We start from the raw sequence: 24553 nt of genomic DNA on the forward strand, positions 1-24553 counted from the left end.
TTATTTTTAAAATTTTTCTGGATTTATGAGTGCGTAGGTGAGATAACCAAACATTGCCACAATAATAATTCCAAGTACCAGCATTCTCTATTCCTCCTTTTTGACAGGACTTTTTTTGTCTACCTGCTTACTGCAAAAAACAGTGAAGCCCAGCATTGAAACGATACAGACAATCAATGTCCCTACCATAATTACATCCATCATTTTTTTATTCCTCCTGTTTGCCTATTTGATATTGCCAGTTTATTCTATCTGTTTTCATATAAATAAAGTGTACATAATTTAAAAAAGATATTAAGAAAGAATAAATGCGCATTTTCATGATACATGTCCACATAAAATAAATATGTCTTTATCTGATTCTCCACAAAACGGATAACGGACATATATACAAAGCGTCTTCGTGCCGGTTACTTCTTTTGAGCTTAGCCCTGTATATGATTATATACAGGGCTAAGTAAATATTTTGTTAATATTTTTTGATTTTTGTTAAAATATCATAAATCTTATACAATAAAATAAACCCTCGAAAGGGTTTTGTATAAACCTTTCGAGGGTTTTGTTGTTTTATTATCTATTCCCATTCAATCGTTGATGGCGGCTTGCTCGTAATATCGTACACGATACGGTTAACGTGGGGAACTTCATTGACAATGCGGGTAGAGATACTTTCCATTACATCGAAGGGGATTCTTGCCCAGTCAGAAGTCATACCATCGACAGAGGTGACGGCTCTCAGACCAACAGTGTAGTCGTAGGTCCGTTCGTCGCCCATGACGCCGACGCTGCGGTTACCTGGAAGGACCGCAAAGTACTGCCAGATTTCTTCGTCCAGACCGGCTTTTGCGATTTCATCGCGGAAAACAAAATCAGCTTCGCGCAGCAGATCAAGCTTTTCCTTGGTGACTTCGCCCATAACGCGGATGGCTAAACCCGGGCCTGGGAAGGGCTGGCGCCAAACCAAGTCATGGTCGAGCCCAAGCTCCTCGCCAAGCTCGCGGACTTCGTCCTTGAAAAGGTTGCGGAGAGGCTCAATGAGCTCAAAATCCACATCCTCGGGCAGGCCGCCAACATTGTGGTGGCTTTTGATTACTGCGGCGTTTTTGGTGCCGCTCTCGATAACATCTGGATAAATGGTTCCCTGGAGAAGGTAATCAATATTTTTCAGCTTGCTGGATTCTTCTTCAAAAACACGGATAAACTCTTCGCCGATGATCTTGCGCTTGCGTTCAGGATCATCTATGCCGGCCAGCTTGCCGAGAAAGCGGTCTTCGCAGTTGACACGGATAAAGTTCATCTTAAAACGATTTTTAAAAATCTCCTCAACCTGGTCGCCTTCGTCTTTACGCAGCAGACCGTGGTCCACAAAGATACAGGTCAGCTGGTCACCGATGGCGCGGTGCACCAGGGTTGAGGCTACAGATGAATCCACACCGCCGCTCAGAGCACAGAGCACCTTTTTATCACCGACTCGTTCGCGGATAGCCTTTATCTGCTCTTCGATGAAGTTTTCCATGGTCCACAGGCCCTGGCAGCCGCAGACATCGTAGATGAAGTTGCGAAGCAGCTCTTTTCCGTATTGGCTGTGCTCTACCTCTGGATGAAACTGCACAGCATACATTTTTGCCCCTGCGTTTTCCATGGCGGCTACCGGGCAGGTTTCGGTGGTGGCTGCAATCTCAAAGCCATCGGGGACCTGAGCGATATAATTGGTGTGGCTCATCCATACTATGGAATCGTCTTTGACATCCTTGAACAGCACGCTGTCTTTTTTCCCGATTTTCACAGCTTTTTTGCCATATTCGCGGATCTCAGCCGAGTCGGTGTCTCCCCCCAGCTGCTGGGCCATAAGCTGGGCGCCGTAACAAATTCCCAGCACAGGAATCCCCAATGTATAGATATCCGGGTTACACTTTGGAGCGCCCTCTTCGTGAACACTGGAGGGACCCCCTGTAAAGATGATCCCCTTTGGATTGATTTCCTTAATTCTTTCAATGGATACATCGTAGGGTACCACCTCAGAATAAACGCTTGCTTCACGCACCCGGCGGGCGATGAGCTGGTTATACTGGGCACCAAAATCGATGATCAGAATTGTTTCTCTTTCTGCCATTTTTCCTCCTTGATGAGTTAATGTATATAGTTTATCCGTTAATCACGCTTTGTCAAGCCCTTTTCAGCCAGTATTTTCTGTTAATCGTCAATCAATTGTAATAATTTCCGCGCCGAAGGGCATCAGTGCCAGCTTCATAAATTTAAAATGCTGAAGGCCAAAAGGAATTCCCACAATGGTAACGCAGTAGACAAGACCAAAGGCCAGTGAGGCAAGCGCCAGCTCCCACCCAAAAAAGATGATCCAGAGGATATTCACCAGAAAAGAGCCTGTACCCATTCCGCTGAAATCAATATCCCGCCCGAAAGGCCAGAGCACAAAGCTGGCGAATTTAAAGGCCTGGAGCCCAACAGGTATACCGATGATGGTCACACAGCAGATCAAGCCTGAAATCACCCATCCCAGGGCACAAATCAACCCGCCAAACAGAAACCAGATGATGTTTCCCAGTGTTCTCATAGGCTTTTCAGGCTTCTTTCTTCGGCAGATGGATGGACATGCCAAAGGTATCCATAGCCGCCTCAAACAGAGCTTCGGAGATGGTGGGATGCGGATAGATGATCCGGCACATATCCTCAATGGTTCCCTCCAGAGCCATGATGGTCTCGGCTTGAGTGATCAGCTCTGTAGCGCCTGGACCGGCGACGTGAATGCCCAGAATCTCACCGTATTTATCCTCGGTGATGACCTTGACAAAGCCCTGGCTTTCATCACGGATCAGCGCTCGGCCGCTGGCGCTCATGGGGAAGCTCCCCACCCTGACGTTTGAATAGGCTTCTCTCGCAGCTTCCTCCCGCATACCGACTGAGGCCACCTCGGGAAGGGTATACACGCAGGAGGGAATCAGGCTGTAGTTCATCTTAGTGGGTCTGCCGCCAAACATGTTCTCAACGGCCCGCATGGCCATAGCGGACGCGCCGTGGGCAAGATGGGATTTGGCTGTCACGTCTCCAATGGCGTAGACGTCTGCTACAGAGGTTTCAAGGTAATCATTGACATCTACCCAGCCGCGGTCAAGCTCAAGGTTCAGGCTGTCCAGCCCTTTTAAGTTTGCACAGCGTCCGGTGGCCATGAGCACATCGGCGCAGCAAAAGCTTTTTGGCTGTTCCTCATTGCGCATCTCAACCTCCAGGTGGAAGTTGGAAGCGGAATCCTTGTAAATATCCCGGACAAAGGCGTTGTAATGAATGGTAACGCCGTTTTTAACCAGGCTTTCCTCTACACAGGCGGTACCCTCCTTATCAAAGCCATTGATCAGGGTGCTGCCGTTTTGCAGCATGGTCACCTTTGTGCCAAAAATACTGAAAATGGTGGCAAACTCACAACCCACCACACCGCCGCCCACAATGATGAGCTCCTTGGGCAGATACGGAAGGTTCAGAGCCTCGCGGTTGGTCAGCAGCCCAGGAATATCCCTGAACAAATCGGGAATGGCGGGGTTGGAGCCGGTAGCGATGACCAGCTTTTCCCAGCCGATGATTTCCTCTCCGCCCTCCATATCCGTAATTTTAGCGGAATAGTCCGGAAAAACCTCGCCAGTTCCCTGATAGACGTCCACCCCGTTGCTTTTTAACAGCATTTTGATGCCGCCTCCCAGCCGGCGGACCTTTTCATCTTTATTTTTAATCATCTGCGCCATGTTGACGCTTGGCTGTGACATGACAACGCCGCGCTTTGCCGCGCCGTCACAGGCTTTTATAATCTTCGCGTTCTGAAGCATAAATTTAGTGGGAATACAGCCGACATTCAGGCAGGTGCCGCCAAGGCGGTCTTCTTCAATTACCGCGGCCTTTTTTCCAAGCTGGGCGGCTCTTATGGCTGCGGTATAGCCACCGAATCCCCCGCCCAGTACCACCAGGTCATAATGTTTAAAATCTTTACTCTCACTCATTTTCTCTGACTCTTTCTACCCATTCAAAATAACAGCAGGGCCGGGTTTTCCATATAGCTCTTGACAGTCTGGAGGAATTTGGCTCCTGCCATGCCGTCTGCCACGCGGTGATCCAGATTCAGACTGATCTTCATTATAGATCTCGGAGTCGGCTCGCCTTTGAAGATCCGAACCCTGTCTACCACCTCGCCCACGCTCAGAATCGCGCTGTTGGGCTGGTTGATAATAGCTGTGAATTCCAGGATACCATACATGCCCAGATTGGTTACTGTAAAAGTGCTGTCCTTAAAATGGTCGCCTGTCAGTTTTTTCGCCTTGACAAGCTTGAGCAGCTCGCTGCGTTTTTCGACCATTTCGGAAAAACTTGCGGCATGGGCGTCGCGGATAACAGGGACGATCAGGCCATCATCCATTCCCACAGCCATGCCCAGATTTACAAAATCATGCAGCACAACGCCGTCCTCACACAGACTGCTGTTGATATAGGGATGCTCCATTAAGGCTCTTGAAACGGAAACCAGCAGGAAATCCGTATAGGTACAGCGATAGCCTGTTTCCTTCTCAACTTTTTTGCTGATTTTCTTGCGCAGGTCCTTAACCTCGGTCATATCTACCTCTGTTGTCAGGGTGATCACTGCGTTTTCAAGATTGCTCTTTACCATGCGGTCCGCAATAATTCTGCGTTTTGACGGCATGGCTTCAAGTCTGCCGTTTACCGGCGGTTTATCAGCTGCTCCTTTTGCTTCCTCAGACACCGGGGTGGTTGGCTCAGGGCCTGTGACGACAATGCTCTCTTCTTCATCTCTATTGTCGGGCTCTGACTGTTCTTTCTGTTTTTCAGGCTTCGGCTCCGGTTCTGCCAGGATGGGTTCTTCGGTGGTTTCCTCTTCCTCAGGTGCTCTCTCCTGAACCTCAACCTCCTCAATCACGCTTTCATGGCGGCTTGATCCTTCGGCCATGGCTTTCAGGACATCCTCCTTCATGATGCGTCCGTCCGGACCGCTGCCCTCGGGAATACTGTGAATGTCAATATTTTCGACCGCCGCTATTTTTTCGGCCAGCGGTGACGCACTGATTGCATGTGGCCCTTCTTCTGCCTCTGTTTCCGCCTTTTGAGCAGCACCCTCCATGACATCCTCCTCATGGGCTTCGCTGCCCAGCTCGGCTTCAAGGCTGCCCATCCCAGCTACCAGGTCCTCAAGGGTCATATCAAGGGCTCCGGTCATTCCCGGATTCGGCTCTGCGGTAAAGGCTTCTTCGGTTTCTTCAGCCACAATGCTTTCCGGTTCGTCAGCCAACTCATTGGTTTCCTCTGGAACGCTTGATGCCTCAATCTTTTTTTCCTCTGGTTCAGTAAAGACTTTTTGCTGAGGCACCTCGGTTTTCTCTACTTTTTTGGATACTTCCAGCAATGCCTCGATATCCTCTACCTGAATACGCCCTTTAGGGCCGCTGCCAGCTACGTTTGCCAGATCAATCTTATGCTCTGCCGCCAAACGTCTGGCGGACGGTGTGGCGCGTATGGTTTTGCCCGCGCTTGAAAATCCCTCGCGGGTAGAGCTGCGCATGGCCTTCAGCGCTGCGCGGTCCTCATCTGTGAGGTGGCCCGGGCTCTGCATATTGCCGCGCAGCGAAACCGTCTGATGCTCCGGCACCTGTTCTCCAGCCTCCCCGATACAGCCGATGACTGTAAATACCGGTAGTTCCACGCCTGTTTCATAGTAGCGTTTCAGAAGGACACCATTATCCTCGGCCTCAACCTCGATATTGACTTTATCGGTCATGAGCTCAAACAGCGGTTCACCTTTTTTGACGGTGTCTCCCTCGTTTTTATACCATGTCATTATGGTTCCGGACTGCATGTCCATTCCTAGCTTTGGTAAAATAATATCTGCTGCCATATTTGTAATCCCTTTCTATTTAATCGTCGCATCCGACTACCTGATAAACGGCATCCATAAGATCTTCTATCTGTGGTACCACAGCGGCTTCCAGATTACGGTTATATGGAATGGGCACGTCCAGTCCGCCGAGACGGATAATTGGCGCGTCCATATAGTCAAAGCAGTCACTCTCTGCAATCCGTGCAGCGATCTCTCCGCCAACTCCGCCGGTTTTGGCTGCCTCGTGGGCAATGATCAGACGGCCAGTCTTCCTGACGGATTCCATAATGGGCCCCATATCCATGGGATAAAGCGTCATCGGATTGACAATCTCTACCTCAATACCTTCCTCCGCCAGCTTTTCTGCGGCCTCCATGGCCTTCACAAGCAGTGTGCCCCATGCCACAATGGTGGCGTCTGTTCCCTGGCGCTCCACAAATGTCTCACCAATGGGAATGAGGTAATTGTCATCAACGGGCACCATACCTTTCATTTTGTAAAGAAGCTTATGTTCAATGAAACAGACCGGATTATTATCCCGGATGGCTGCTTTTAAAAGTCCCTTTGCCTGAGCCGGAGTGGACGGCGTGACCACCTTAAGCCCCGGCACATGGCACATCCATGCCTCCAGCGTCTGGCAGTGCTGAGCCGCCGCTCCTGTGCCGGAGCCTGACGGCAGACGCACAACCATTGGCACCTGGGCCTCACCGCCGAACATATAGCGCAGCTTGGCCGCCTGGTTAACTAAAGAATCCATCCCAAACGAGATAAAATCCATAAACATCATTTCACAAATGGGGCGTAGTCCTGTCACAGCTGCTCCCGCAGCTGCACCTACGATTACTGATTCAGAGATAGGCGTATCCATGACGCGCTCCTCACCGAACTCGTCGATCATGCCAACAGAGACACCAAAGCCCCCGCCGTAAACGCCGATATCCTCTCCCATAAAAATCACATCATTGTCGCGCCGCATCTCCTCTGACATGGCCAGGCGGATTGCTTCACGATAAGTCATTTCCTGCATTTCCATAAAAAGCACCTCCTAAGCGTATACGTCTTCCAGAACTGCGGTAACTGGCGGTTCAGGACTGTTTTTTGCAAATTCTACAGCGTCCTCAATACTCTGGTACGCCGCTTCCTTTATCTGTACCATCTGATCCGGTAGCATGACCTTATCTTCTTCCAGGTACCGCTCAAAGCGGGTGATGGGGTCTTTCTGCCGCCATGCCTCTACTTCCTCCTTGCTCCGGTAAACCTGGGCGTCGCTCTTGGAATGGCCATTGTAGCGGTAGGTCTTGCTCTCGATGAGCACAGGGCCCTTGCCGGAATGAGCGTACTGACGGGCTTTTCTGACAATTTTATAAACCTCGATTATGTCGTTGCCGTCAATGGTAAGCCCTGGAATGCCATAAGCCGCCGCACGGTCCGAAATGTTTTCGATATTCATATGCTTTTCGATGGGGGTTGACATGCCGTACAGGTTGTTTTCAACATAAAAAATGACCGGCAGCTTCCAGACCGATGCCAGATTCAGGGATTCATGAAAGTTCCCCTCATTGGTCGACCCGTCGCCTGCAAAGCAGAGCACAACCTTGCCGGTTTTTTTGTATTTCTGAGTCAATGCCGCGCCGCAGGACAGTGGATAACCACCGCCGACCACGCCATTGGCTCCGATATTTCCGGATTTCAAATCCGCGATGTGCATGGAACCGCCCTTACCCTTGCAGTAGCCGGTTTCCTTGCCTAAAAATTCCGCCATCATCAGCTTGACGTCAAGGCCAAAGCCAATGGCCTGGGAGTGGCCGCGATGTGTCAGAGACACAAGGTCTCCCTCGTCCAAAGCCAGACAGGCCCCTACTGCAGAGCCTTCCTGTCCCATAGACAGATGGGTGGTCCCATGGACCTGTCCCCTTGAAAACAGCCAGGCTACCTTTTCTTCAAAAAAGCGGGCCTGGTTCATTCTATAATACATTTTTGTTAATAATTCTTTATCAAATTCCATCATCGATAATCCTCCAAATCTTCGTATCTTTGATGTTCTAAGGCCGGGCAAATGTCCTATTTACCCATTATTTATTGTTCATTATATAATATTATAGCTTTTTTTGGCTTAAAAGGAAAGTATTAATTCCCTTCTGAAAAAAGAATGAAGCAGAAACATCTTCCTGAATTCTTCAAGTGTTTTTCAAGACGGCAAAAGCCGGTTGTTACGGGCCTTTTCAAATGATATACTATTTTTATGATTACATTTAAAAGGAGAGGTTTATTATGAAATCAAATGCAAGATCATTCCATTTAAAAAGCCGCTTCTCAAGGCTTTTTTGCTGTGCTTTTGTGGCATTGACACTGCTCGTCTGGCCCTTTGGCGTTTTAGCTGAGGAGGCCGGCGCTGCGGCTGCGCCCTCCGCATCCCTGAGCATTGAAACACCCTCTGAAGCAGAAACCACCATCGCCCCTGGCAGAAGCTTTTATGTTCTCGGCAGCATCGAAAACAGAAGCAGTCTGCCAGATGACGCTGTCCTGACCGTTTCGCTGACAGATGCAGACGGCACTTCAGTCAGAAATGTCACTACCTCGGTCAAGGGAAACACAAGTCTTTATCTACCCAACAATCTGAATTACTACAGTCCGGTTACCACAGAGGATATCAAAAGCTCCGGCATGCCAGAGCTGATCAGCACCGACCCAGTTAATGGGAGCGACTTTAACAACGCCTCTATCAAATGCTACTATAATGATAAATCTTTTTATGCTATGATCGCAGGAGGCAATGAGATTGACCAGATGAAATGGCGGGACGCAAATGGTGCGGCCTATCCAGAGCTTTCTGAGGGGACTTATACCATCACAGTTACGCTGGAGGAACAAGACTCCACAGTACTCGCCCAGACTCAAAAGGCCATCACCATCGGCGTTTCTGAAAACAAGGTACTGGCACGTTTTTCTCCAGATGAACACTTTAATTTTGTAAAAACCTGGGCAGACGATAACGGCTACCGTGTTTACAGCGATCCCTTTCCCGGCTACTGGTCACAAAGTATTTTCTGTGAGATCCTACCTGAATGGCGCGCTGCTGATGCGGCCGAGTACGCTTCCGGCAAGGTCCACTGTGTTTTGTACAACCTGAAAAAGTCAAGCTCCAGCTACAGCGTTGAGCTCGGCGCTCTCCAGGCCCAGGGCGCTATTGACAGTCCCGACCGTATGGCTTATTACTATTACAGTATTGGAGAACCCTCTCTCACGATCGGCGGCAATACTGTTAAGGCAGAGCTGGAGGCGCTGCCCGCCGGGCAAAAGGTTGCCATTACCCGGGCTGAGGTAATCGCAGGTGCTACGGATGAAAACAACTACAATACAGCCGATATTGTCACCGCGGCAGACCTCGACACCAAAGATGGCATTACCTGCGGAGATGCCGGAGAAACTCTTGCAATCTATGGCGTTACTGCGCCCATTCAACTGGCCTCTGAGGATATTGTCGACAACGGCGACAATTCCTATACCCTGAACAACAAAATTACCCGTCTTCATTATGATATCACTGGCGATGGTGTCGACCTAAATATTGACAAGCCTGTCGATACACTGGTACGCGCGTCGGGCCCTTCTGAGCTTGAATTTAAACATGATATTCCCATTGATGAAAGCATGGCCGGCAAAACACTCGGCGTTCGTGTTACTGCCTATGACAGCCATAACAATGCTGTCTATAGCGGTACGCTCGCTGCACCGGGCGAGTCACCGGCCGATGAACCAGAGGTACCACAGCCAGTAACCACAGCCAGCCCAGTCAACCCCAAAACCAGTACAGATAACGCCGCCTCACCAGTCCTGCCCTTTACCCTGCTGGCGGCAGTCCTCGCAGGAACGGCAGCTTTCGCCCGTAAACACGCCAGCTAAACTAAAGCCTGTTTTCAGCTGCCCGGTTTATAATACGGGCAGCATTATAAAGGAGGTCTGTCTATGTGCGGACGTTACACCCTATTCTCACATAAAACCGATACGGAAGCCCGGAGGCTCTGGCAGGCTCTGATGAGTGCAGAGACCAAAGCACCTGCGTCAAAGGGCGACATCGCTCCCTCCGAGTACGCACCGGTTTATATCGCCGGAGATAAAAACGGAAGGGTGCCAACAGTCATGAAGTGGGGTTATCCCAATCCCTACCGCAAAGCTTTAATCATCAATGCCCGCTCCGAAACACTGCTTGAAAAAGAGACTTTCCGGGAAGATTTTTTAAACCGCCGTTGTCTGGTCCCCGCCGAAGGCTTTTATGAGTGGACGCCGGAGAAAAAGCTTTTTGTCTTTGAGGGCAGTGGCCCTTCCCTCATTTATCTGGCAGGCATCTACCGTGAGACAGGCGATACCCGCGAATTTGTCATTCTGACCAGAGAGCCTGTCAGTCTGGTCGCCGAGATCCACAACCGGATGCCGGTCATTATCCCGAGAGCTGAGGCAGAGGCCTGGCTTTATGATATCAACGCCGCCCTTGAGCTGATCCGCGCAGTGCCGCCTGAGCTGATCCGGCACTGTGTAAGATAACCGGAAAACTCATTTATTCCTATAGGTTTAGTATTCGCCGCATCGCTTAATAGTTTCCTTTTTCGGTTTAAGGGTATATAACCTTTAAACAAAAGATAAGGAGCTGATTAAATTGGCCAAAAAAGTTACAGTTATAGGTGCCGGAACAGCCGGACTTGCTGCTGGTATCCGACTCTTAAAAAACGGCTATGAGGTCGATATCTGCGAACGCCTGCCCCAGGCTGGCGGTAAAATGAACCAGATCAAAGAACAGGGCTTTACCTTTGACGTGGGACCGACCATTGTCATGATGCCCGATATTTACAGAGAAATTTTTGAATACGCCGGAAGAAACCCCGAGGATTACATTCCCATGAAACGGCTGGACCCCATGTATGTTCTCACCTTTCCGGACGGCGAGCAGCAGCGGGTATCCTCAGAGCTGACCGAGCTGACTGGTATGCTGGAGGCCATCAGCCCCGAGGATACTCTCGGCTATTTTAACTATCTGGCTGATGTCTACAAACGCTATCTGGTAGCCAAGGATGAGTTTATTGATAAATCCTTCCGGGACCGCGGTGATTTTTATAACCTCAAATCCCTGGCCAACGCCATGAAGCTCAAGACCTTTGACGACGCCTACACCTCGATTTCCAAATTTGTAAAAAATGAAAACCTGCGGAAGGCTCTGGCATTCCAGACCCTTTATATTGGCATTTCACCCTATCAGGGTCCTTCGATTTACACCATCATTCCCATGATCGAGCTGCTCTACGGCGTGTGGTACATGCCCGGCGGCATGTATACCATGGCTGAGGGCATGGTGCGTCTCTTTGAAGAGCTTGGCGGCACCCTGCGGCTGGACACACCGGTTGACTGCATCGATATTGAAAACGGCCGGGCTGTGGGCGTCCACATTGGTGATACTGTGGAATCTCCGGACTACATCGTCTGCAGTGCGGATTTCCCCTATGTCATGAAATCCCTGGTTCATAACGTGGAGGCAAAGGGCAAATATACGGACGATAAGATCGACGAGCTGGAATACTCCTGCTCCTGCTTTCTGCTCTACCTGGGGCTGGATAAAAAAATCCCGGATCTGGCAGTGCACAATATCCGCTTTGGCGGCGATTTTGACCAGAATGTCCGTGAAATTTTTGAAACCTATACTCTGCCCGATGATCCTTCCATCTATCTTTATCTGCCCTCAAAAATCGACGCGTCCATGGCCCCTGAGGGTTGTGAGGCGCTTTATGTACTGGTACCAGTATCCGAGCTCTCCAAGGGCGATGTTTTATGGGACAACCGAACCATCAAAGCCTACCGTGAAAAAATTCTGGACAAGCTGTCCGCCATCCCGGGACTTGAGGATATCGAAAGCCACATCGTCTTTGAGAAAAGCCTGACCCCGCTGGATTTCCAGGATACTTTCCACGCCTATAAGGGTGCGACCTTTGGGCTGAAGCCAACCCTGTTCCAGAGTAATTATTTTCGTCCCCACAACAAGGCTGATCACTGTGAGGGGCTTTACTTCTGTGGCAGCAGTGTGCATCCCGGCGCCGGGGTTCCCATTGTCCTCACCTCAGCCAAGCTGGCGGTGGATGAGCTTTTAAGGGATGACGGCCTGCTATGAACGCCACTCTCGAACGTGATTACGCCTTCTGTGAGGACGTGATCAAGGAAAATTCCAAAAGCTTTTACCGGGCTTTCTCGGCGCTGCCCCGTCAAAAAGCTTTATCCATCTTTGCCATTTATGCCTTTTGCCGCAGGGCTGACGATCTGGCCGATATTCAACAGGATCGCCGCGGGCTTGAAGCCTTTCAGGAAACCTTTGAAGCTTTCAAAGCCGGGCTCACCCCGGATGAGCCCATGTGGCGGGCGCTCCGGCACACAGCTGAGCACTACAATATTGATTTTTTGCCCTTTGATGATATGCTCACTGGTCAGCGTATGGACTTAAACTTTGAACAGCCTGCTACCCAAACCGCCCTTGAGAGCTACTGCTACTATGTCGCCGGCAGTGTCGGGCTCATGATCTTGCCTGTGCTCTCAAAACATCACCGGCTTCTTACGCAAAACGCAGTGGATCTCGGCAAGGCCATGCAGCTGACCAATATCCTCCGGGACGTGGGTGAGGATCTGACAAACAAACGGGTCTATATTCCCCGGGAAATCCAGCTGCTTTACGGCTACTCCGACGAGGAACTGCACGGACAGACTGTCAACCACACCTTTAAACAGCTCTGGGAACATGAGGCCCGCCGATCCGAGTTTCTCTATAAAAAAGCGCTGATGGGACTTCCTCTGTTTGACGCAGACAGCCGCCTGCCTGTACTCCTGGCCACTGTCCTCTACCGCCAGATACTGACCGCTGTCCGGGACAACCAATACGACTGCTTCAGCAAAAGGGCTGTGGTGCCAAAGGCACGGCAGCTCTTACTCTACCGCCAAAGCACCCAGGCGGTTCGAAATTTGAGAGGTAACCCTTTATGATCGACACAAATCTTCTCGGGATCATTCTGTCTTTTATCTATGTTTTTATCATACTGGGGCTGTCCACCCTGCTGCAAAAGCGTGGGCTGTCCACAGAAGGCTCCCGTAAGCTCGTGCACATTGGTGTATCTAACTGGTGGCTCATTGCCATGGCCTGTTTTAATAACGTAGTGTGGGCATCCGTGGTGCCGGCAGTCTTTATTGTGCTTAACGCTATTTCCTATCGGAAGGATCTGTTCAGCGCCATGGAGCGCCACGAGGGCAAAGGGGATCTGGGTACCGTTTATTACCCCATCTCCCTGCTGGTTTTGACCATCCTATGCTTTGGCGGCTACAGCCCGCCCTATGCCGGGGCCCTCGGCGTCTTTATCATGGGATATGGTGACGGTCTGGCTGCAGTCATTGGAAAACGCTATGGCATAATGGCGTACCGTATCTTCGGCAATACCAAAAGCTACGTAGGCAGCCTGACCATGCTGGTAGTTTCCTTTGTGGTCTGCACCGTGATCCTCTGGGCTGCAACACCAGTCTTTCTGGGAACCATCCTGCTTCAGGCCCTGATTCTTGCGGTTTTTGCCACGGTAGTAGAGGCTGTCTCCCCCTTTGGTCTTGATAACCTGACCGTTCCTCTGCTTACCTTTTTCCTATACCAGCTGTTTTTTTAAGGAGTAATCAATGAAAGCTTTACTACTCGGCGTTCTTCTGAGCGCCATCATTGGCTTTGCAGCCTATAAAAAAAAGGCCCTGAGCCTTAGCGGCTTTGTGGCGGCAGTGGTGCTTGGCACCGTTATTTACCTCTGCGGCGGCCTCCTGTTCTGGCTGACCATGATCGCCTTTTTCATTTCTTCCAGCCTTCTGACCTTTATCAAATCCAACAAAAAGGAAGCTGCTCAGCAGTTCAATGAAAAGGGCGGTCAGCGCGACGCTGTACAGGTCTTTGCCAACGGTGCCCCGGGCATGGCTGCAGCAATCCTCTTCTGGTTTTATCAGAATCCTGTTTTCCTTATCATTTATGCTGCCTCCTTTGCTTCCTCCAATGCGGATACCTGGGCCTCGGAGATTGGCGTTTTAAACCGGAAGCCGCCGGTTTCAATCATTGGCTTTAAACCCATGGAGGCTGGTACTTCAGGCGCTGTGAGTCCTTTGGGGATGGCCGCCTCCTTTGCCGGCGCGCTGTTCATCGCTCTGGTTTTCTGCCTGTCCGGCGGGCTGTTCTGGGGACTTCCGGTTCTCCGTCTTTCATGGCTGCTCATCATCACCGTCAGCGGCTTTCTGGGCTGTGTGACCGACAGTATTCTGGGCGCTGTAGTTCAGGCACAGTACCGCTGTTGCAGCTGTGGCCGCCTGACAGAAAAGACTGAGCATCACGGCGAGGCTGCGGTGCTGGTCAAAGGCTTTAAAATTATGAACAATGATGTCGTCAATTTTCTGAGCGGCTTAGTAGCCGGGCTGCTCGCCAGCGTCTTTTTTAATCTTTTATAAAAGCGTAAATAGAAAGACCATTTTCCCGCTGGAAAATGGTCTTTTCTAATGCTCTCCTGAAAAAAGGTCGATGAGCGACTCCGCGATGATCAGGTCTTCAGGCGTTGTTATCTTAATATTGTTGTAGTGACCCCGGACAATTTTGACCGGCACACACATGCGCTCAACCAAAAAGGCGTCATCGGTGCCCTCCACATCCTCCTGGATAGCCTTCTCGTGGGCGTCCAGAAGCAGATCATAGGTGAAGGTCTGGGGCGTCTGGATCTCAAAGAGAAAGTCCCTGTTGGGCGTATATTCCACAAAGCCGTCCTTCTCGACAACCTTAATGGTGTTTTTGGCTGGTACGGCCACAATGGTGGCCTTGTGCTGGATGGTTTCATAGATGCTTTGAACAATGATGTCCTCCTTGATCAAAGGTCTTGCACCGTCATGGACCAATACAATATCGGTCTGAGGGCTGACCTTTTTCAGCCCCTCATAAACAGACTTCTGACGGGTCGATCCGCCCTCCACCAGTTTGATTTTGGAGTAGCTGTGAGGATTTAAAACCTGCTGGCGGCAGATTTTAAACTCATTTTTATTGATGACCAGAATAATCTCATCTATGAGGGAGCAGCGCTCAAAAACATCCAGCGTATAGGACAGAATCGGCTTTCCCCGCAGGGTCAGGTACTGCTTGTTGATGGGCGCATTCATGCGCGTTCCCTGACCGGCGGCGGGGATAATGACACTGGTTTTTATCTTTTCCATACTTTCACCATCCCAATTCTTTAAGGCCGTCAATGACTGCTGCTTCCTCTGTCTCAATAGTAATGAGGCGTTCCTCCGGTTTTTCGGTTTGATCCAGAACAAAGATTATTTTGGATGTAAAGGGATAGTCACAAGCCACCTGAGGCCATTCAATGATCAGGCTGCACCCCTCTCTCAGGTAGTCCTCAAAACCCATTTCGTATAGCTCCTCAGGGTCCCCAAGGCGGTACAGGTCAAAGTGATAGACCTTTTTATCCCCGTCCTCATAGGCGTTAACCAGGGTATAGGTCGGACTGCTGACATCGTCAAAGATGCCCATCCCTTCGACAATCCCCTTAGTGACAGCCGTTTTACCAGCTCCCATACCTCCTGTCAGCAGGATGGTATGAGGGCCGCTTAACAGGCTGCCGAAATCTGCTCCCAGCCGTCTTGTGGCTTCAGGAGATTCCGTCTTTATTGTGATTTTCATGAACATTCCTAACTATCCGATTTTTTCTGATCGTCTTCGTCATCGACAATCTCATACTCAACCTCTACCACGTTGTCATCCTGGCCTGTTCCTGCGCTTCCGCCCTTATCCTTGATCACTGCGGATAAAAGCACATAGAGAAGAATGCTGACCACACCGGAGATAAAATTGAGTACAAACGGCAGTACGGGCAGAATAAATAATACCCGGAAAATCCAGGGCGAGACGCCCAGATATTCCCCGATCCCCTGGCACACGCCGGAGATAATTCCGTTTTGCTTGTCTCTGAGCAGACGTTTTTTTCGATTACTCATAAAATTGTATTATCCTTGTATATAACCGCTCATGAAGCGCTGAAGGCGGTCCATGGTCTCTTCAAGCTGTGTGGGCGCTGGCAGAAAAACCACTCTGAAATGGTCGGGCTCGGCCCAGTTAAAGCCTGTGCCCTGTACCAGCAACACGCGTTCCCTTTTGAGGAAATCCAGGGCAAACTGAACGTCGTCTGTGATGTTGAAGCGTTTGATGTCAATCTTCGGGAAACAGTACAGCGCGCCGTCAGGCTTGACACAGCTGATACCCGGGATCTCGTTGAGCCGCTTGTAAACAATGTTGCGCTGCTCGTAAAGACGTCCCCCCGGACGCACCAGGTCGTCGATACTCTGATATCCGCCGAGGGAGGTCTGGATAGCGTACTGGGCCGGAACATTGGCACACAGACGCATGGTTGCCAGAAGATTGATACCCTCGATATAGTCTCTGGCCATTTCCCTGTTTCCTGAAAAAACCATCCATCCAACTCTGAAGCCCGGAACACGGTGGGATTTTGACAGCCCATTGAGGGTGACCACCAGGGTTTCATCAGTAAGGGTTCCCATAGGCACATGCTCGATTTCATCGTAAATGATCTGGTCATAAATCTCATCGGAAAAAATGATCAGCTCATTTTCAACCGCAATCTTGACAATTCCCTCAAGGATTTCCCTCGGATAAACAGCCCCCGTGGGGTTGTTGGGGTTGATAACGACAATTCCCTTGGTGTTGGGCGTAATCTTCTTTCGAATATCCTCGAGATCCGGATACCAGTTGGACTCCTCGTCACAGATATAGTGGACAGCCCTGCCCCCTGCCAGAGTGGCGCAGGCGGTCCAGAGCGGATAATCCGGCGCCGGGATTAAAATCTCATCGCCGTCGTCCACCAGTGCCTGCATACAGAAAGAGACCAGCTCACTGGAGCCGTTTCCGATATACACATCCTCCTCATTCAGGTCCATAAGTCCCTTTGTCTGATAATACTGCACAATGGCTTTTCGTGCCGGGAAAATCCCCTTGGAGTGGCAATAAGCCTCAGAGCTTCTGAGGTTATAGCGAATATCACGGATAACCTCGTCCGGAGCGTTCAGGTTGAAGGTCGGCGGATTTCCAGTATTGAGCATGATGATGTCAATCCCCTCCGCCGTCATCCTGTCTGCTTCCTCTACGACCGGTCCGCGGATATCATAACAGACGTTGTCCAGCTTTTTGGATTTTTTAAAAGTTCTCATTAATCCTCACCTTCATTTTGGTCAAACATCCTCTCGATGATTTGACGATACCCCTTTCCATGCTTCAGGCAGCGGTTGACACGGCTGATGGTCGCAGAGCTTGCGCCGGTCTGGTTTTCTACGTCGATAAAGGTTTTTCCTTCATATAATAAAAGGGCGATTTGAAAACGGTTGGCCATATCGTCAACCTCTTTTATTGTACAGATATCCTCTAACAGTTCAAAACATTCTTCTTCTGATTCGATTGATAGAATGGCCTGAGCCAACATTTTGCGTTTATCATTTGTATCCATGGTTTTACCTCTGTTTTCTTAAATTAAAATCATTATCTTTGATAACACTTAAAATTATCTTATACTCCATTAAAGCGTATGGGATTATTATATCATGCTGAACAGCTAAAGCAAAGAAATATCAAAAAATCACCTTTGTGAAAGGTCTTTCACAAAGACAAGTTCACTGTCAGACGAAAGCGCTTCATCCAGATGGTAACCATCCGCATCAAAGCCTCTTAATGTCTCAGTGCTCTTTGCCCGATTACGGATAATCCAGCCTGCCATCAGGCCTCTTGCCTGCTTGGACTGGGTAGAATGAGTTTTAGGTTCGCCGTTTTTCATGACCTTAAAGGTGCAGGTAATCATTTCATCCGGAGATTTCAGATGCTTTTCGACCGCCCTGCCATACTCGCCGGAGGTCAGGTTCACAATAGGCAGATCTCCCCCACCTGTAATCTCCCGGTAGATCAAATCACCCCAGAAGGCATACAGGGACTGTTTTTTCAGAATTTTATTTTTCATTTCCAGCCGGTAGGGATAAATGCTGTCAAGGGGCTTCAGCACACCGTAGAGGGCATCGAGAATCCGCAGATGCGCATTTGCGTACTGCCAGTCCTCCGGCGTGAAGGTTTCGGCCGCCAGAGCTTTGTACTGCTGTCCATCGTAGGCCAGCAGGGCCGGTGTGCCGTCTGTATCAAACCGAAATGCCGCAAAACGATCTCTGTTGAGAGCTGCCAGCTGATCACTCAGCTGCATTGCCGCCTTAAAATCATCCTCTGTCATGGCTTTAAGAATATCCGCCAGCTCTGCCGTTTTTGCTTCAAACACCGGCAGACTGGTTACCGCACCTGGCAGTTCAAAGGTTCTGAGATTCTTGGCAGGCGATAAAATCATCTTCATCCGTACACACCCTCTTTCGTTTTTGTATTTCTATATAGTATACACTAAAAAAAGCCCTCATACGAGAGCAGATTGATAAATTTTCAAGCTTTATCAAGATACTTTCTCGACAACACGTTCGCGGCTCGCTAGCCGGTCCAGGCAGAAGCCCGCCATGGCAGCCAGAATCTGCTGAAACAGAGTCCCGATCATAACTGGAAACATGACCTCGGGCGGAAAATACTGCCCGGCGATCACAGCCCCGGCGCTGATGTTGCGCATACCGCTGTTAAAGATCATGGAGACCCGCCCGTCATTGTCCTCCTTAAAGATTTTGGAGGCCAGAAACCCCCAGAAAAAGCCACTGACTGCCAGCAAAAAGATGACGAGAGTTACCAACAGCAGAGCAGGCGTCATCTGGCTGAAAAAAGGGGCGACCTTGGTAGAGTTGATGATGACGACCAGAATGAGTCCTATTTTACTGAAAGGCGCAAGCTTTGGAGACAGTGTATGCTTGACACGCCCCCTTGTGGCATGATTGAGTGCCATAGCCAGCAGCGCTGGAACAGCGATCATCAGCACCAGATCCTTCATCATGCCGGCAACCGAAATCTCCACTGCCGAACCCATGAGCACATGCAGGCTGAAGGGCACCAGAAAGGGCGCGACCAGCGTATCTATGAGAATGATAGAGAGCGTCAGCGCCGAATTGCCGTGGTAAATATTGACCCAGACCAGACTCACAATGCCCGTAGGTACAATAAACTCCAGTATAATCCCGGTGACCAGCAGCGGATCATCAAAAATCAGGCTGCCCACCAGAAAAGCGGTAACCGGCACCACGATATGCAGGATCAGCAGAACCACGATCAGCGAAATCGGATGCATGGCGATCTTCTTCATATCCCGGAACCCGGAACTAAGGCTGCCCGCAAAGGTCATAAAAGCAAAAAGCCACGGTACCAATGGCGCAAACCGACCCAGCCACGCCGCGAAAATAACCCCAATGAACAGACAGGATGGCGTAACCAGCGGCATCCACTTTTCGATAAAAACATTAAAACGGCTTAAATACTGCATTTTTATCTCTTTTCAATTCTAAATTTACAAACCTTTTAATCATTATACCACGCCCCTCCTGCCCGTATACAATACTTTTCCATGAGAACGTAAACAGATTTTTATTTCCTTTATAGGAAAACCGCTCTGCCTATGCTATAATAAACACAATCGTAAAAAATAAAGAAGGAGAAAGCCATGAAATTATACAATACCCTTACCCAGAAAAAGGAAGCGTTTGTTCCCATTGAAGAAGGCAAGGTACGGATGTACTCCTGCGGGCCGACTGTTTATAATTACTTTCATATCGGCAACGCCCGTCCCTTCATCGTCTTTGACGTGCTCAGACGTTTTTTAGAATATATCGGCTACGATGTCAAGTTTGTCCAGAACTTTACCGATGTGGACGACAAAATCATCAACCGCAGCATTGAGGAAGGTATTACCGCTGCCGAAGTCGCTGACAAGTACATTGCAGAATACTTCAAGGATGCCGACGCTCTGGGCATCCGCCGGGCGGACGTGCACCCGCGTGTCAGCGACCACATGCCTGAGATCATCGAAATGATTAAAGAGCTTGAGGCACGCGGGCTGGCCTACAACGTGGACGGCAATGTCTACTATCAGGTCGACCATTTTCACGACTACGGAAAGCTCTCCAAGCAGTCCATCGACGATCTGAAATCCGGCGCGCGTATCGATGTGAACGACGAAAAACGCAGTCCTCTGGATTTTGCTCTCTGGAAGAAGAAAAAGGATGGAGAACCCTACTGGGAAAGCCCCTGGGGCCAGGGACGCCCAGGCTGGCACATCGAATGCTCCGCCATGTCCCGCAAGCATCTGGGGGAAAGCATTGATATTCATGGCGGCGGCCAGGATCTGATCTTCCCCCACCACGAAAATGAGATCGCCCAGTCCGAGGGTTCCTGTGGCTGCAAGTTTGCCAACTACTGGGTCCACAACGGGTATATCAACATCAACAATGAAAAAATGTCCAAATCCAAGGGCAACTTCTTTACTGTGCGCGACATCGCCAAGCACTATGATTTGGAGGTGGTTCGCATGTTCATGCTTATGGCTCACTACAGAAGTCCTGTCAACTTCTCCGACGAGCTGCTGGGACAAGCCCAGAACGCTCTGGAGCGGCTCTACAATGCCAAATACCAGATGGAATATCTGCTTGAAAACAACAAGTCAGAAGCCGCCAGCGAAGATGAAAAAACATGGATGGACAATCTGGCCCAATACAAAAAAGGTTTTATTGACGCCATGAACGACGACCTGAATACTGCCGACGCCATAGCCGCCATTTTTGAGCTGGTACGGGATACCAACTCCAATCTGAGCGAAGCCTCTTCCAGAGAGGCGGTAAAAGCCGCACTGGATCTTTTTAAGGAGCTGACCGGCGTTATTGGGCTGGCAGCAAAGGAAAAAGAAACGGATCTGGAAGCTGAGGTTGAAGCCCTCATCGCTCAGCGCCAGGAAGCCCGTAAAAATAAGGATTTTTCTCTGGCCGATGAAATTCGCGACGTGCTGCTGGCCAAAGGCATTATACTTGAAGATACGCGCGAAGGAGTCAAATGGAAGAAAGCGTAAAACAACGTCTGCAAAAAAAATACACCATCGCTGAGGCAAGGGCCCTCAATCCATTGACCCTTGCCTATATCGGCGATGGTGTTTATTCCGAGTATATCCGCCGTTTTCTGGTATCTGGCGGTATCTCCAATGTTAACCACCTGACAAAGGAATCCATAAAGTACGTCAGGGCCGACGGACAGTCCAAAATGGCGCTGGCCCTCATGGACTCTCTGACCGATGAGGAGCAGACTATTGTAAGACGTGGCCGCAATACCCGCTCCCATGTACCCAAACATGCCAGAACCATCGACTATCGTTACGCCACCGGTCTCGAGGCCCTTGTCGGTTATCTTGAGCTTACCGGTCAGAAGGAACGGCTTGAAGAGCTGATGGTGCGCGGCATCAACCTGCTGTCCGAATAAAATAAGGCCCTGCTTATTGATTAAAGCAGGGCCTTTTTACTGTTCGTCATTGGCGTCCGCACGCCAGCTTTCCAATACTGCACGCGCCTCCTGAACCGCCTCCTGAATGTTTTCCACTGTAGCGTTGACACGCGTTTCTCCCAGGGCAGACAAATGAATGCCTTCAACCAGAGGGTGATAGCAGTCAAAGATGTAGGTCCCAAAATACTTCTTTTTATGAAAAGTATCATATTCTGTGCGCACAAATTGCTTTAGCTCCTTAAAAGCAGCGCGTACAATTGTTTTGTCTTCTCCAGCCTGGATCAGCTTTTCAACAGAGGCTATTTTTTCTTCAACAATACGTGCGTTTTTCTCAACGTATTCTTTTTGATTAGTAATCCCATCCATCACTGTTACCTCCCATGTATTTTGTATATTTTATCATAAAAATAATTAATTAGATAGATGAAATCTATCATTTATTCTATTTTTTTTCATTTTTTCCTGTAAATTTTATTTTTAATTACAGTTTACCGTATTTTATGATTATTTTTAGGGCAGTAACACAAAAACCGCCTGCCATGATGGCGGACGGTCTTATGGTTATAGATAATAACATATATTCTGTTTTTACAGGGTCTAAATAGCTTTCTCAATATCTGAAAGCTCTGACGCCTCTTTATCACTGTTCTCTTTTTCGTCTGAATCTGCTTCCGGTTTGGCTTCGGCTTCTCCAGAAGCTGCTGGTTCTCCAGTGCTTTCTTCCTCCGGTGCTGCTTCATCCACAATGGTTTCCATCGCTGAACTCAGATCGGCATCCGGGGTTACCTCTGCCGTATTCTCCTCTGTCTGACTCTCATCCGCAGCTGATTTTTCCCTGCGGGGTCCTGCTGTCATTTCTACCAGATACCCCATACCTCCCAGGGCAGCTGCATAGAAAATATACGGACCGCAATTAGTGACAAAATAAACGATGATATCCGTCAGGCTCTCAGATACCGTAATATACTGGGTACTGATCAAATTTGAAATATAGAGAGCCGTATTAATTAAGGAAAAAATTGCGTAAATACCGAAAAGCACAGCGGCAATGTAGAGGGCCAAACTGGCTTTATTCTTCTTTTTAGCTTCCGTTTTCATGTTAACTCCTTTGTAAATTGATAATCAATAGGATACCAAACCAATCTGATGGCTTTCTGACAGCAATGTGACCGTTTGGTGAAGTTTTTTCTTTTTACACCTTAATCATAACCGCATTGCATTTCGCCGCTCAATTCATGGTATTTTGAGGCTATAAATGGTAAAATATAGATTATACACTAAATATAAAGGATGAATACCTTGAAAGATACACAAGATCTCTATCAAATTGTTTATGAACATTACGCTAACAAAATCCGTTTTGGTCTTTACCGGGAAGGAGACTCCCTGCCAACCATTGAAAAAATAAGCGGACAGTTTAATATTTCCATCAACACGGTACGGCAATCCCTCATTAATCTTGAACGAGACGGCTTTATCCGCCTGACAAGGGGAAGGCCCGCCATCGTTACCATTACCTACAGTGACGATGAATGCCGCGAGCGTTATATTGAACATTTCACCGCCCGCCATGACGCTCTGGAGGAGCTTCGTGCCTTTCTGCCCGGAATATTTGCCAAGACCTTGCTCCATGCTTTTTATTTTATGAAGCCAAAGGACTCCGAAAAGCTGATGGATTTGCTTCTGCAGACGAGCTTTGAGGACAGCCTGCCCTTCTTCTATCCTCTGCGATTTGTCCTCGCAAGTCTTGGAAACCCTCTTTTGGAAAGCGTACACCTGGATGCCTCCATGTTTACTTATCTTTCCCCCAAAAAGATGAGCGCCATTGGCCTTCCCTATGATCTGGGCACCTTTGCCTCTTTTTTGAACGGCTTCAGCCAGTTGTCCGATTTCAAGGCCACCGGGGATTACGCTGGCATGTGCCAGGTTCTCACCAGAGTCTGCCGCCTTTTATCGGAACAGATCGGCCTTTTGAACAAGGAGGTAACCGATCGGTTTGGCAAAAATCCCAACCAACTGCCCTTTGTATGGCACATACAGGCAGGCAGACCACAGGTATATTATAACGTGGCAGTTAGCATAATTGCGGATATACGAAAAGGCGTTTATAAAAACCAGGAATTTCTGCCAACACCGGCTACTCTTGCCGAAAAATACGGTGTCTCCCTGATCAGCATCCGAAGAACCATCGCATTGTTAAATAGTGTTGGCATGACTGAGACCATAAACGGATGCGGAACGCGGATAAGCCTGTACCGCAAGCCTTTAGAAAGTCTGGATCTTTCCAGTCCCGGGACTCGTAAAAGCCTGATTTTTTACCTCATGGGACTCCAGCTCGTCACCATTAACGTCCGTACCGTTGCCCAGGAAAGCTTTAACGCAATCACCCCTGAAAGAATTGACGAGATCATCCGCCTCTATGAACAGGAAACCCAGAGCAGGAACTACCTCTATACTCATGGACAGATTTTAAAAACTGTGTTTTATTCTCATAAAAACTCTGAAATACGGGCGATTTTCAGCCCGCTCATCCATATTATGTCCTGGGGGATACCGTTAAGTTACCTTGGCGACTCCGATATGGACGCAAAGGGTGAGGAACTTGACCTTCTGATTAGCCTGCTAAAATCTGGTGACAAAGAGAGCTTTGCCCGCCAGCTGGAAATGAACAGCTGGAATATTCTTATCCGTAAACGTCAAAAGCTCATGGATGCAGGACTGACCGACGCTGAAACGATACGGATACCAGCGCTTGAAATTTTAAACCTTGCCTCAGATTCTATTCATTTTAATTCACACTAAAAAAACGCAGGGAAAACCTTGAGCTTTCCCTGCGTTTTAATTTTTATCAATGGTAAGGCCGGAACCGCGGGCCATAACACCGTTTGGGGAGTGCTGTTTCCTACAAGAGCCATTCGCTTTCGAAAATCTAACAACATGATAGGTGGAGAAAGGTAGGTTTACAGCAGTGCCTGGCCGTCACAGTCCCTCCTTACTTTCCAATAAAAAGGAATCATCTGTTTTGGATACACATCTGTCGGATGCTTCATCATCGCCTTATTATAATCCAAAGTTGAGGACAGCGCAAGCTTAATTTATCTTTTAATAATGACCTACCAGCATTATCCACAGAAAAATTTTTGCACCGCTGTGTTTTTTGAATGATGCTATCTATA

The 24553-nt window shown here is 49.0% G+C and carries 25 protein-coding genes; 9 read left to right on the forward strand and 16 right to left on the reverse strand.

Annotated elements, in window-relative coordinates; genetic code table 11:
- Positions 1–6: 6 nt before the first annotated feature.
- The 7 genes from kdpF to FYJ53_RS13835 form a co-directional block, all read right to left on the reverse strand.
- Positions 7–84, reverse strand: coding sequence for a K(+)-transporting ATPase subunit F (gene kdpF / locus FYJ53_RS21890; protein WP_013379440.1), 78 nt, complete (start codon positions 82–84; stop codon positions 7–9).
- A 490-nt stretch (positions 85–574) separates the two neighbouring features.
- Positions 575–2113 carry a glutamine-hydrolyzing GMP synthase gene (gene guaA / locus FYJ53_RS13810; protein ID WP_013379436.1) on the reverse strand — a complete coding sequence of 513 codons (1539 nt, stop codon included), beginning with the start codon at positions 2111–2113 and terminating at the stop codon, positions 575–577.
- Between the two features lie 87 nt (positions 2114–2200).
- Positions 2201–2572, reverse strand: a complete 372-nt coding sequence (locus FYJ53_RS13815; protein ID WP_013379435.1) for a YccF domain-containing protein — start codon at positions 2570–2572, stop codon at positions 2201–2203.
- Positions 2573–2579: 7 nt separating this feature from the next.
- Positions 2580–4004 (reverse strand): dihydrolipoyl dehydrogenase, encoded by a 1425-nt coding sequence (lpdA, locus tag FYJ53_RS13820; protein ID WP_013379434.1) that lies wholly within the window; start codon positions 4002–4004, stop codon positions 2580–2582.
- Between the two features lie 23 nt (positions 4005–4027).
- Positions 4028–5905, reverse strand: coding sequence for a 2-oxo acid dehydrogenase subunit E2 (locus tag FYJ53_RS13825; protein ID WP_148428675.1), 1878 nt, complete (start codon positions 5903–5905; stop codon positions 4028–4030).
- A gap of 19 nt (positions 5906–5924) precedes the next feature.
- On the reverse strand, positions 5925–6920 hold the full coding sequence (locus tag FYJ53_RS13830) for an alpha-ketoacid dehydrogenase subunit beta (RefSeq protein ID WP_013379432.1): 996 nt from the start codon (positions 6918–6920) through the stop codon (positions 5925–5927).
- A gap of 12 nt (positions 6921–6932) precedes the next feature.
- Positions 6933–7895 (reverse strand): thiamine pyrophosphate-dependent dehydrogenase E1 component subunit alpha, encoded by a 963-nt coding sequence (locus FYJ53_RS13835; RefSeq protein ID WP_013379431.1) that lies wholly within the window; start codon positions 7893–7895, stop codon positions 6933–6935.
- A gap of 263 nt (positions 7896–8158) precedes the next feature.
- Here FYJ53_RS13835 and FYJ53_RS13840 point away from each other — a divergent pair, with 263 nt between their 5' ends.
- The 6 genes from FYJ53_RS13840 (at position 8159) to FYJ53_RS13865 (ending at position 14383) form a co-directional block, all read left to right on the forward strand.
- Positions 8159–9790: a hypothetical protein gene (locus FYJ53_RS13840; protein WP_148428677.1), complete on the forward strand. Its 1632-nt coding sequence runs from the start codon at positions 8159–8161 to the stop codon at positions 9788–9790.
- A 63-nt stretch (positions 9791–9853) separates the two neighbouring features.
- On the forward strand, positions 9854–10429 hold the full coding sequence (locus tag FYJ53_RS13845; RefSeq protein WP_090413527.1) for an SOS response-associated peptidase: 576 nt from the start codon (positions 9854–9856) through the stop codon (positions 10427–10429).
- Positions 10430–10541: 112 nt separating this feature from the next.
- Positions 10542–12041, forward strand: a complete 1500-nt coding sequence (locus FYJ53_RS13850; protein ID WP_154557382.1) for an NAD(P)/FAD-dependent oxidoreductase — start codon at positions 10542–10544, stop codon at positions 12039–12041.
- Positions 12038–12901, forward strand: coding sequence for a phytoene/squalene synthase family protein (locus tag FYJ53_RS13855; RefSeq protein ID WP_013379427.1), 864 nt, complete (start codon positions 12038–12040; stop codon positions 12899–12901). The genes FYJ53_RS13850 and FYJ53_RS13855 overlap by 4 nt, the downstream gene beginning before the upstream one ends.
- Positions 12898–13566 carry a diacylglycerol/polyprenol kinase family protein gene (locus FYJ53_RS13860; RefSeq protein ID WP_013379426.1) on the forward strand — a complete coding sequence of 223 codons (669 nt, stop codon included), beginning with the start codon at positions 12898–12900 and terminating at the stop codon, positions 13564–13566. The genes FYJ53_RS13855 and FYJ53_RS13860 overlap by 4 nt, the downstream gene beginning before the upstream one ends.
- Before the next feature lie 10 nt (positions 13567–13576).
- On the forward strand, positions 13577–14383 hold the full coding sequence (locus FYJ53_RS13865) for a DUF92 domain-containing protein (protein WP_154557383.1): 807 nt from the start codon (positions 13577–13579) through the stop codon (positions 14381–14383).
- Positions 14384–14428: 45 nt separating this feature from the next.
- Here FYJ53_RS13865 and ispD read toward each other — a convergent pair whose 3' ends face one another.
- The 7 genes from ispD to FYJ53_RS13900 all read right to left on the reverse strand — a co-directional run bounded on the left by ispD (position 14429) and on the right by FYJ53_RS13900 (position 19377).
- Positions 14429–15133 carry a 2-C-methyl-D-erythritol 4-phosphate cytidylyltransferase gene (gene ispD / locus FYJ53_RS13870; RefSeq protein WP_041690090.1) on the reverse strand — a complete coding sequence of 235 codons (705 nt, stop codon included), beginning with the start codon at positions 15131–15133 and terminating at the stop codon, positions 14429–14431.
- 4 nt (positions 15134–15137) lie between these two features.
- A complete protein-coding gene (tsaE, locus tag FYJ53_RS13875) occupies positions 15138–15602 on the reverse strand; it encodes a tRNA (adenosine(37)-N6)-threonylcarbamoyltransferase complex ATPase subunit type 1 TsaE (protein ID WP_013379423.1) in 465 nt (154 codons plus the stop codon).
- A gap of 8 nt (positions 15603–15610) precedes the next feature.
- On the reverse strand, positions 15611–15916 hold the full coding sequence (locus FYJ53_RS13880; RefSeq protein ID WP_013379422.1) for a PspC domain-containing protein: 306 nt from the start codon (positions 15914–15916) through the stop codon (positions 15611–15613).
- 9 nt (positions 15917–15925) lie between these two features.
- Entirely contained in the window at positions 15926–17143 is a 1218-nt protein-coding gene (locus FYJ53_RS13885; RefSeq protein WP_073382604.1) for a pyridoxal phosphate-dependent aminotransferase, read from the reverse strand.
- On the reverse strand, positions 17143–17436 hold the full coding sequence (locus FYJ53_RS13890; protein WP_013379420.1) for a YerC/YecD family TrpR-related protein: 294 nt from the start codon (positions 17434–17436) through the stop codon (positions 17143–17145). Before FYJ53_RS13890 ends, FYJ53_RS13885 begins: the two co-directional genes overlap by 1 nt.
- A gap of 129 nt (positions 17437–17565) precedes the next feature.
- Positions 17566–18318, reverse strand: a complete 753-nt coding sequence (yaaA, locus tag FYJ53_RS13895; RefSeq protein ID WP_013379419.1) for a peroxide stress protein YaaA — start codon at positions 18316–18318, stop codon at positions 17566–17568.
- A gap of 93 nt (positions 18319–18411) precedes the next feature.
- Entirely contained in the window at positions 18412–19377 is a 966-nt protein-coding gene (locus FYJ53_RS13900; protein ID WP_148428689.1) for a bile acid:sodium symporter family protein, read from the reverse strand.
- Between the two features lie 177 nt (positions 19378–19554).
- Between FYJ53_RS13900 and cysS the strand changes: the two genes are divergently transcribed.
- Together cysS and FYJ53_RS13910 are read left to right on the forward strand one after the other, a co-directional pair.
- A complete protein-coding gene (cysS, locus tag FYJ53_RS13905) occupies positions 19555–20952 on the forward strand; it encodes a cysteine--tRNA ligase (RefSeq protein WP_148428691.1) in 1398 nt (465 codons plus the stop codon).
- Positions 20937–21356, forward strand: a complete 420-nt coding sequence (locus FYJ53_RS13910) for a Mini-ribonuclease 3 (RefSeq protein ID WP_013379416.1) — start codon at positions 20937–20939, stop codon at positions 21354–21356. The genes cysS and FYJ53_RS13910 overlap by 16 nt, the downstream gene beginning before the upstream one ends.
- Positions 21357–21392: 36 nt before the next feature.
- On the opposite strand, the gene FYJ53_RS13915 is transcribed toward FYJ53_RS13910, so the two are convergent.
- Both FYJ53_RS13915 and FYJ53_RS13920 read right to left on the reverse strand, forming a co-directional pair.
- Complete coding sequence (locus FYJ53_RS13915) at positions 21393–21743, reverse strand: hypothetical protein (protein WP_013379415.1); 351 nt, start codon at positions 21741–21743, stop codon at positions 21393–21395.
- A 231-nt stretch (positions 21744–21974) separates the two neighbouring features.
- Positions 21975–22475 (reverse strand): hypothetical protein, encoded by a 501-nt coding sequence (locus FYJ53_RS13920; protein WP_013379414.1) that lies wholly within the window; start codon positions 22473–22475, stop codon positions 21975–21977.
- A 201-nt stretch (positions 22476–22676) separates the two neighbouring features.
- Between FYJ53_RS13920 and FYJ53_RS13925 the strand changes: the two genes are divergently transcribed.
- Positions 22677–24179: a GntR family transcriptional regulator gene (locus tag FYJ53_RS13925; RefSeq protein WP_013379413.1), complete on the forward strand. Its 1503-nt coding sequence runs from the start codon at positions 22677–22679 to the stop codon at positions 24177–24179.
- The last annotated feature ends 374 nt before the right edge of the window (positions 24180–24553 follow it).

The organism is Eubacterium sp. BL-380-WT-2B (genome assembly GCF_009696115.1).
GTDB classification, from domain to species: Bacteria; Bacillota; Clostridia; order Eubacteriales; family Eubacteriaceae; genus Eubacterium; species Eubacterium callanderi.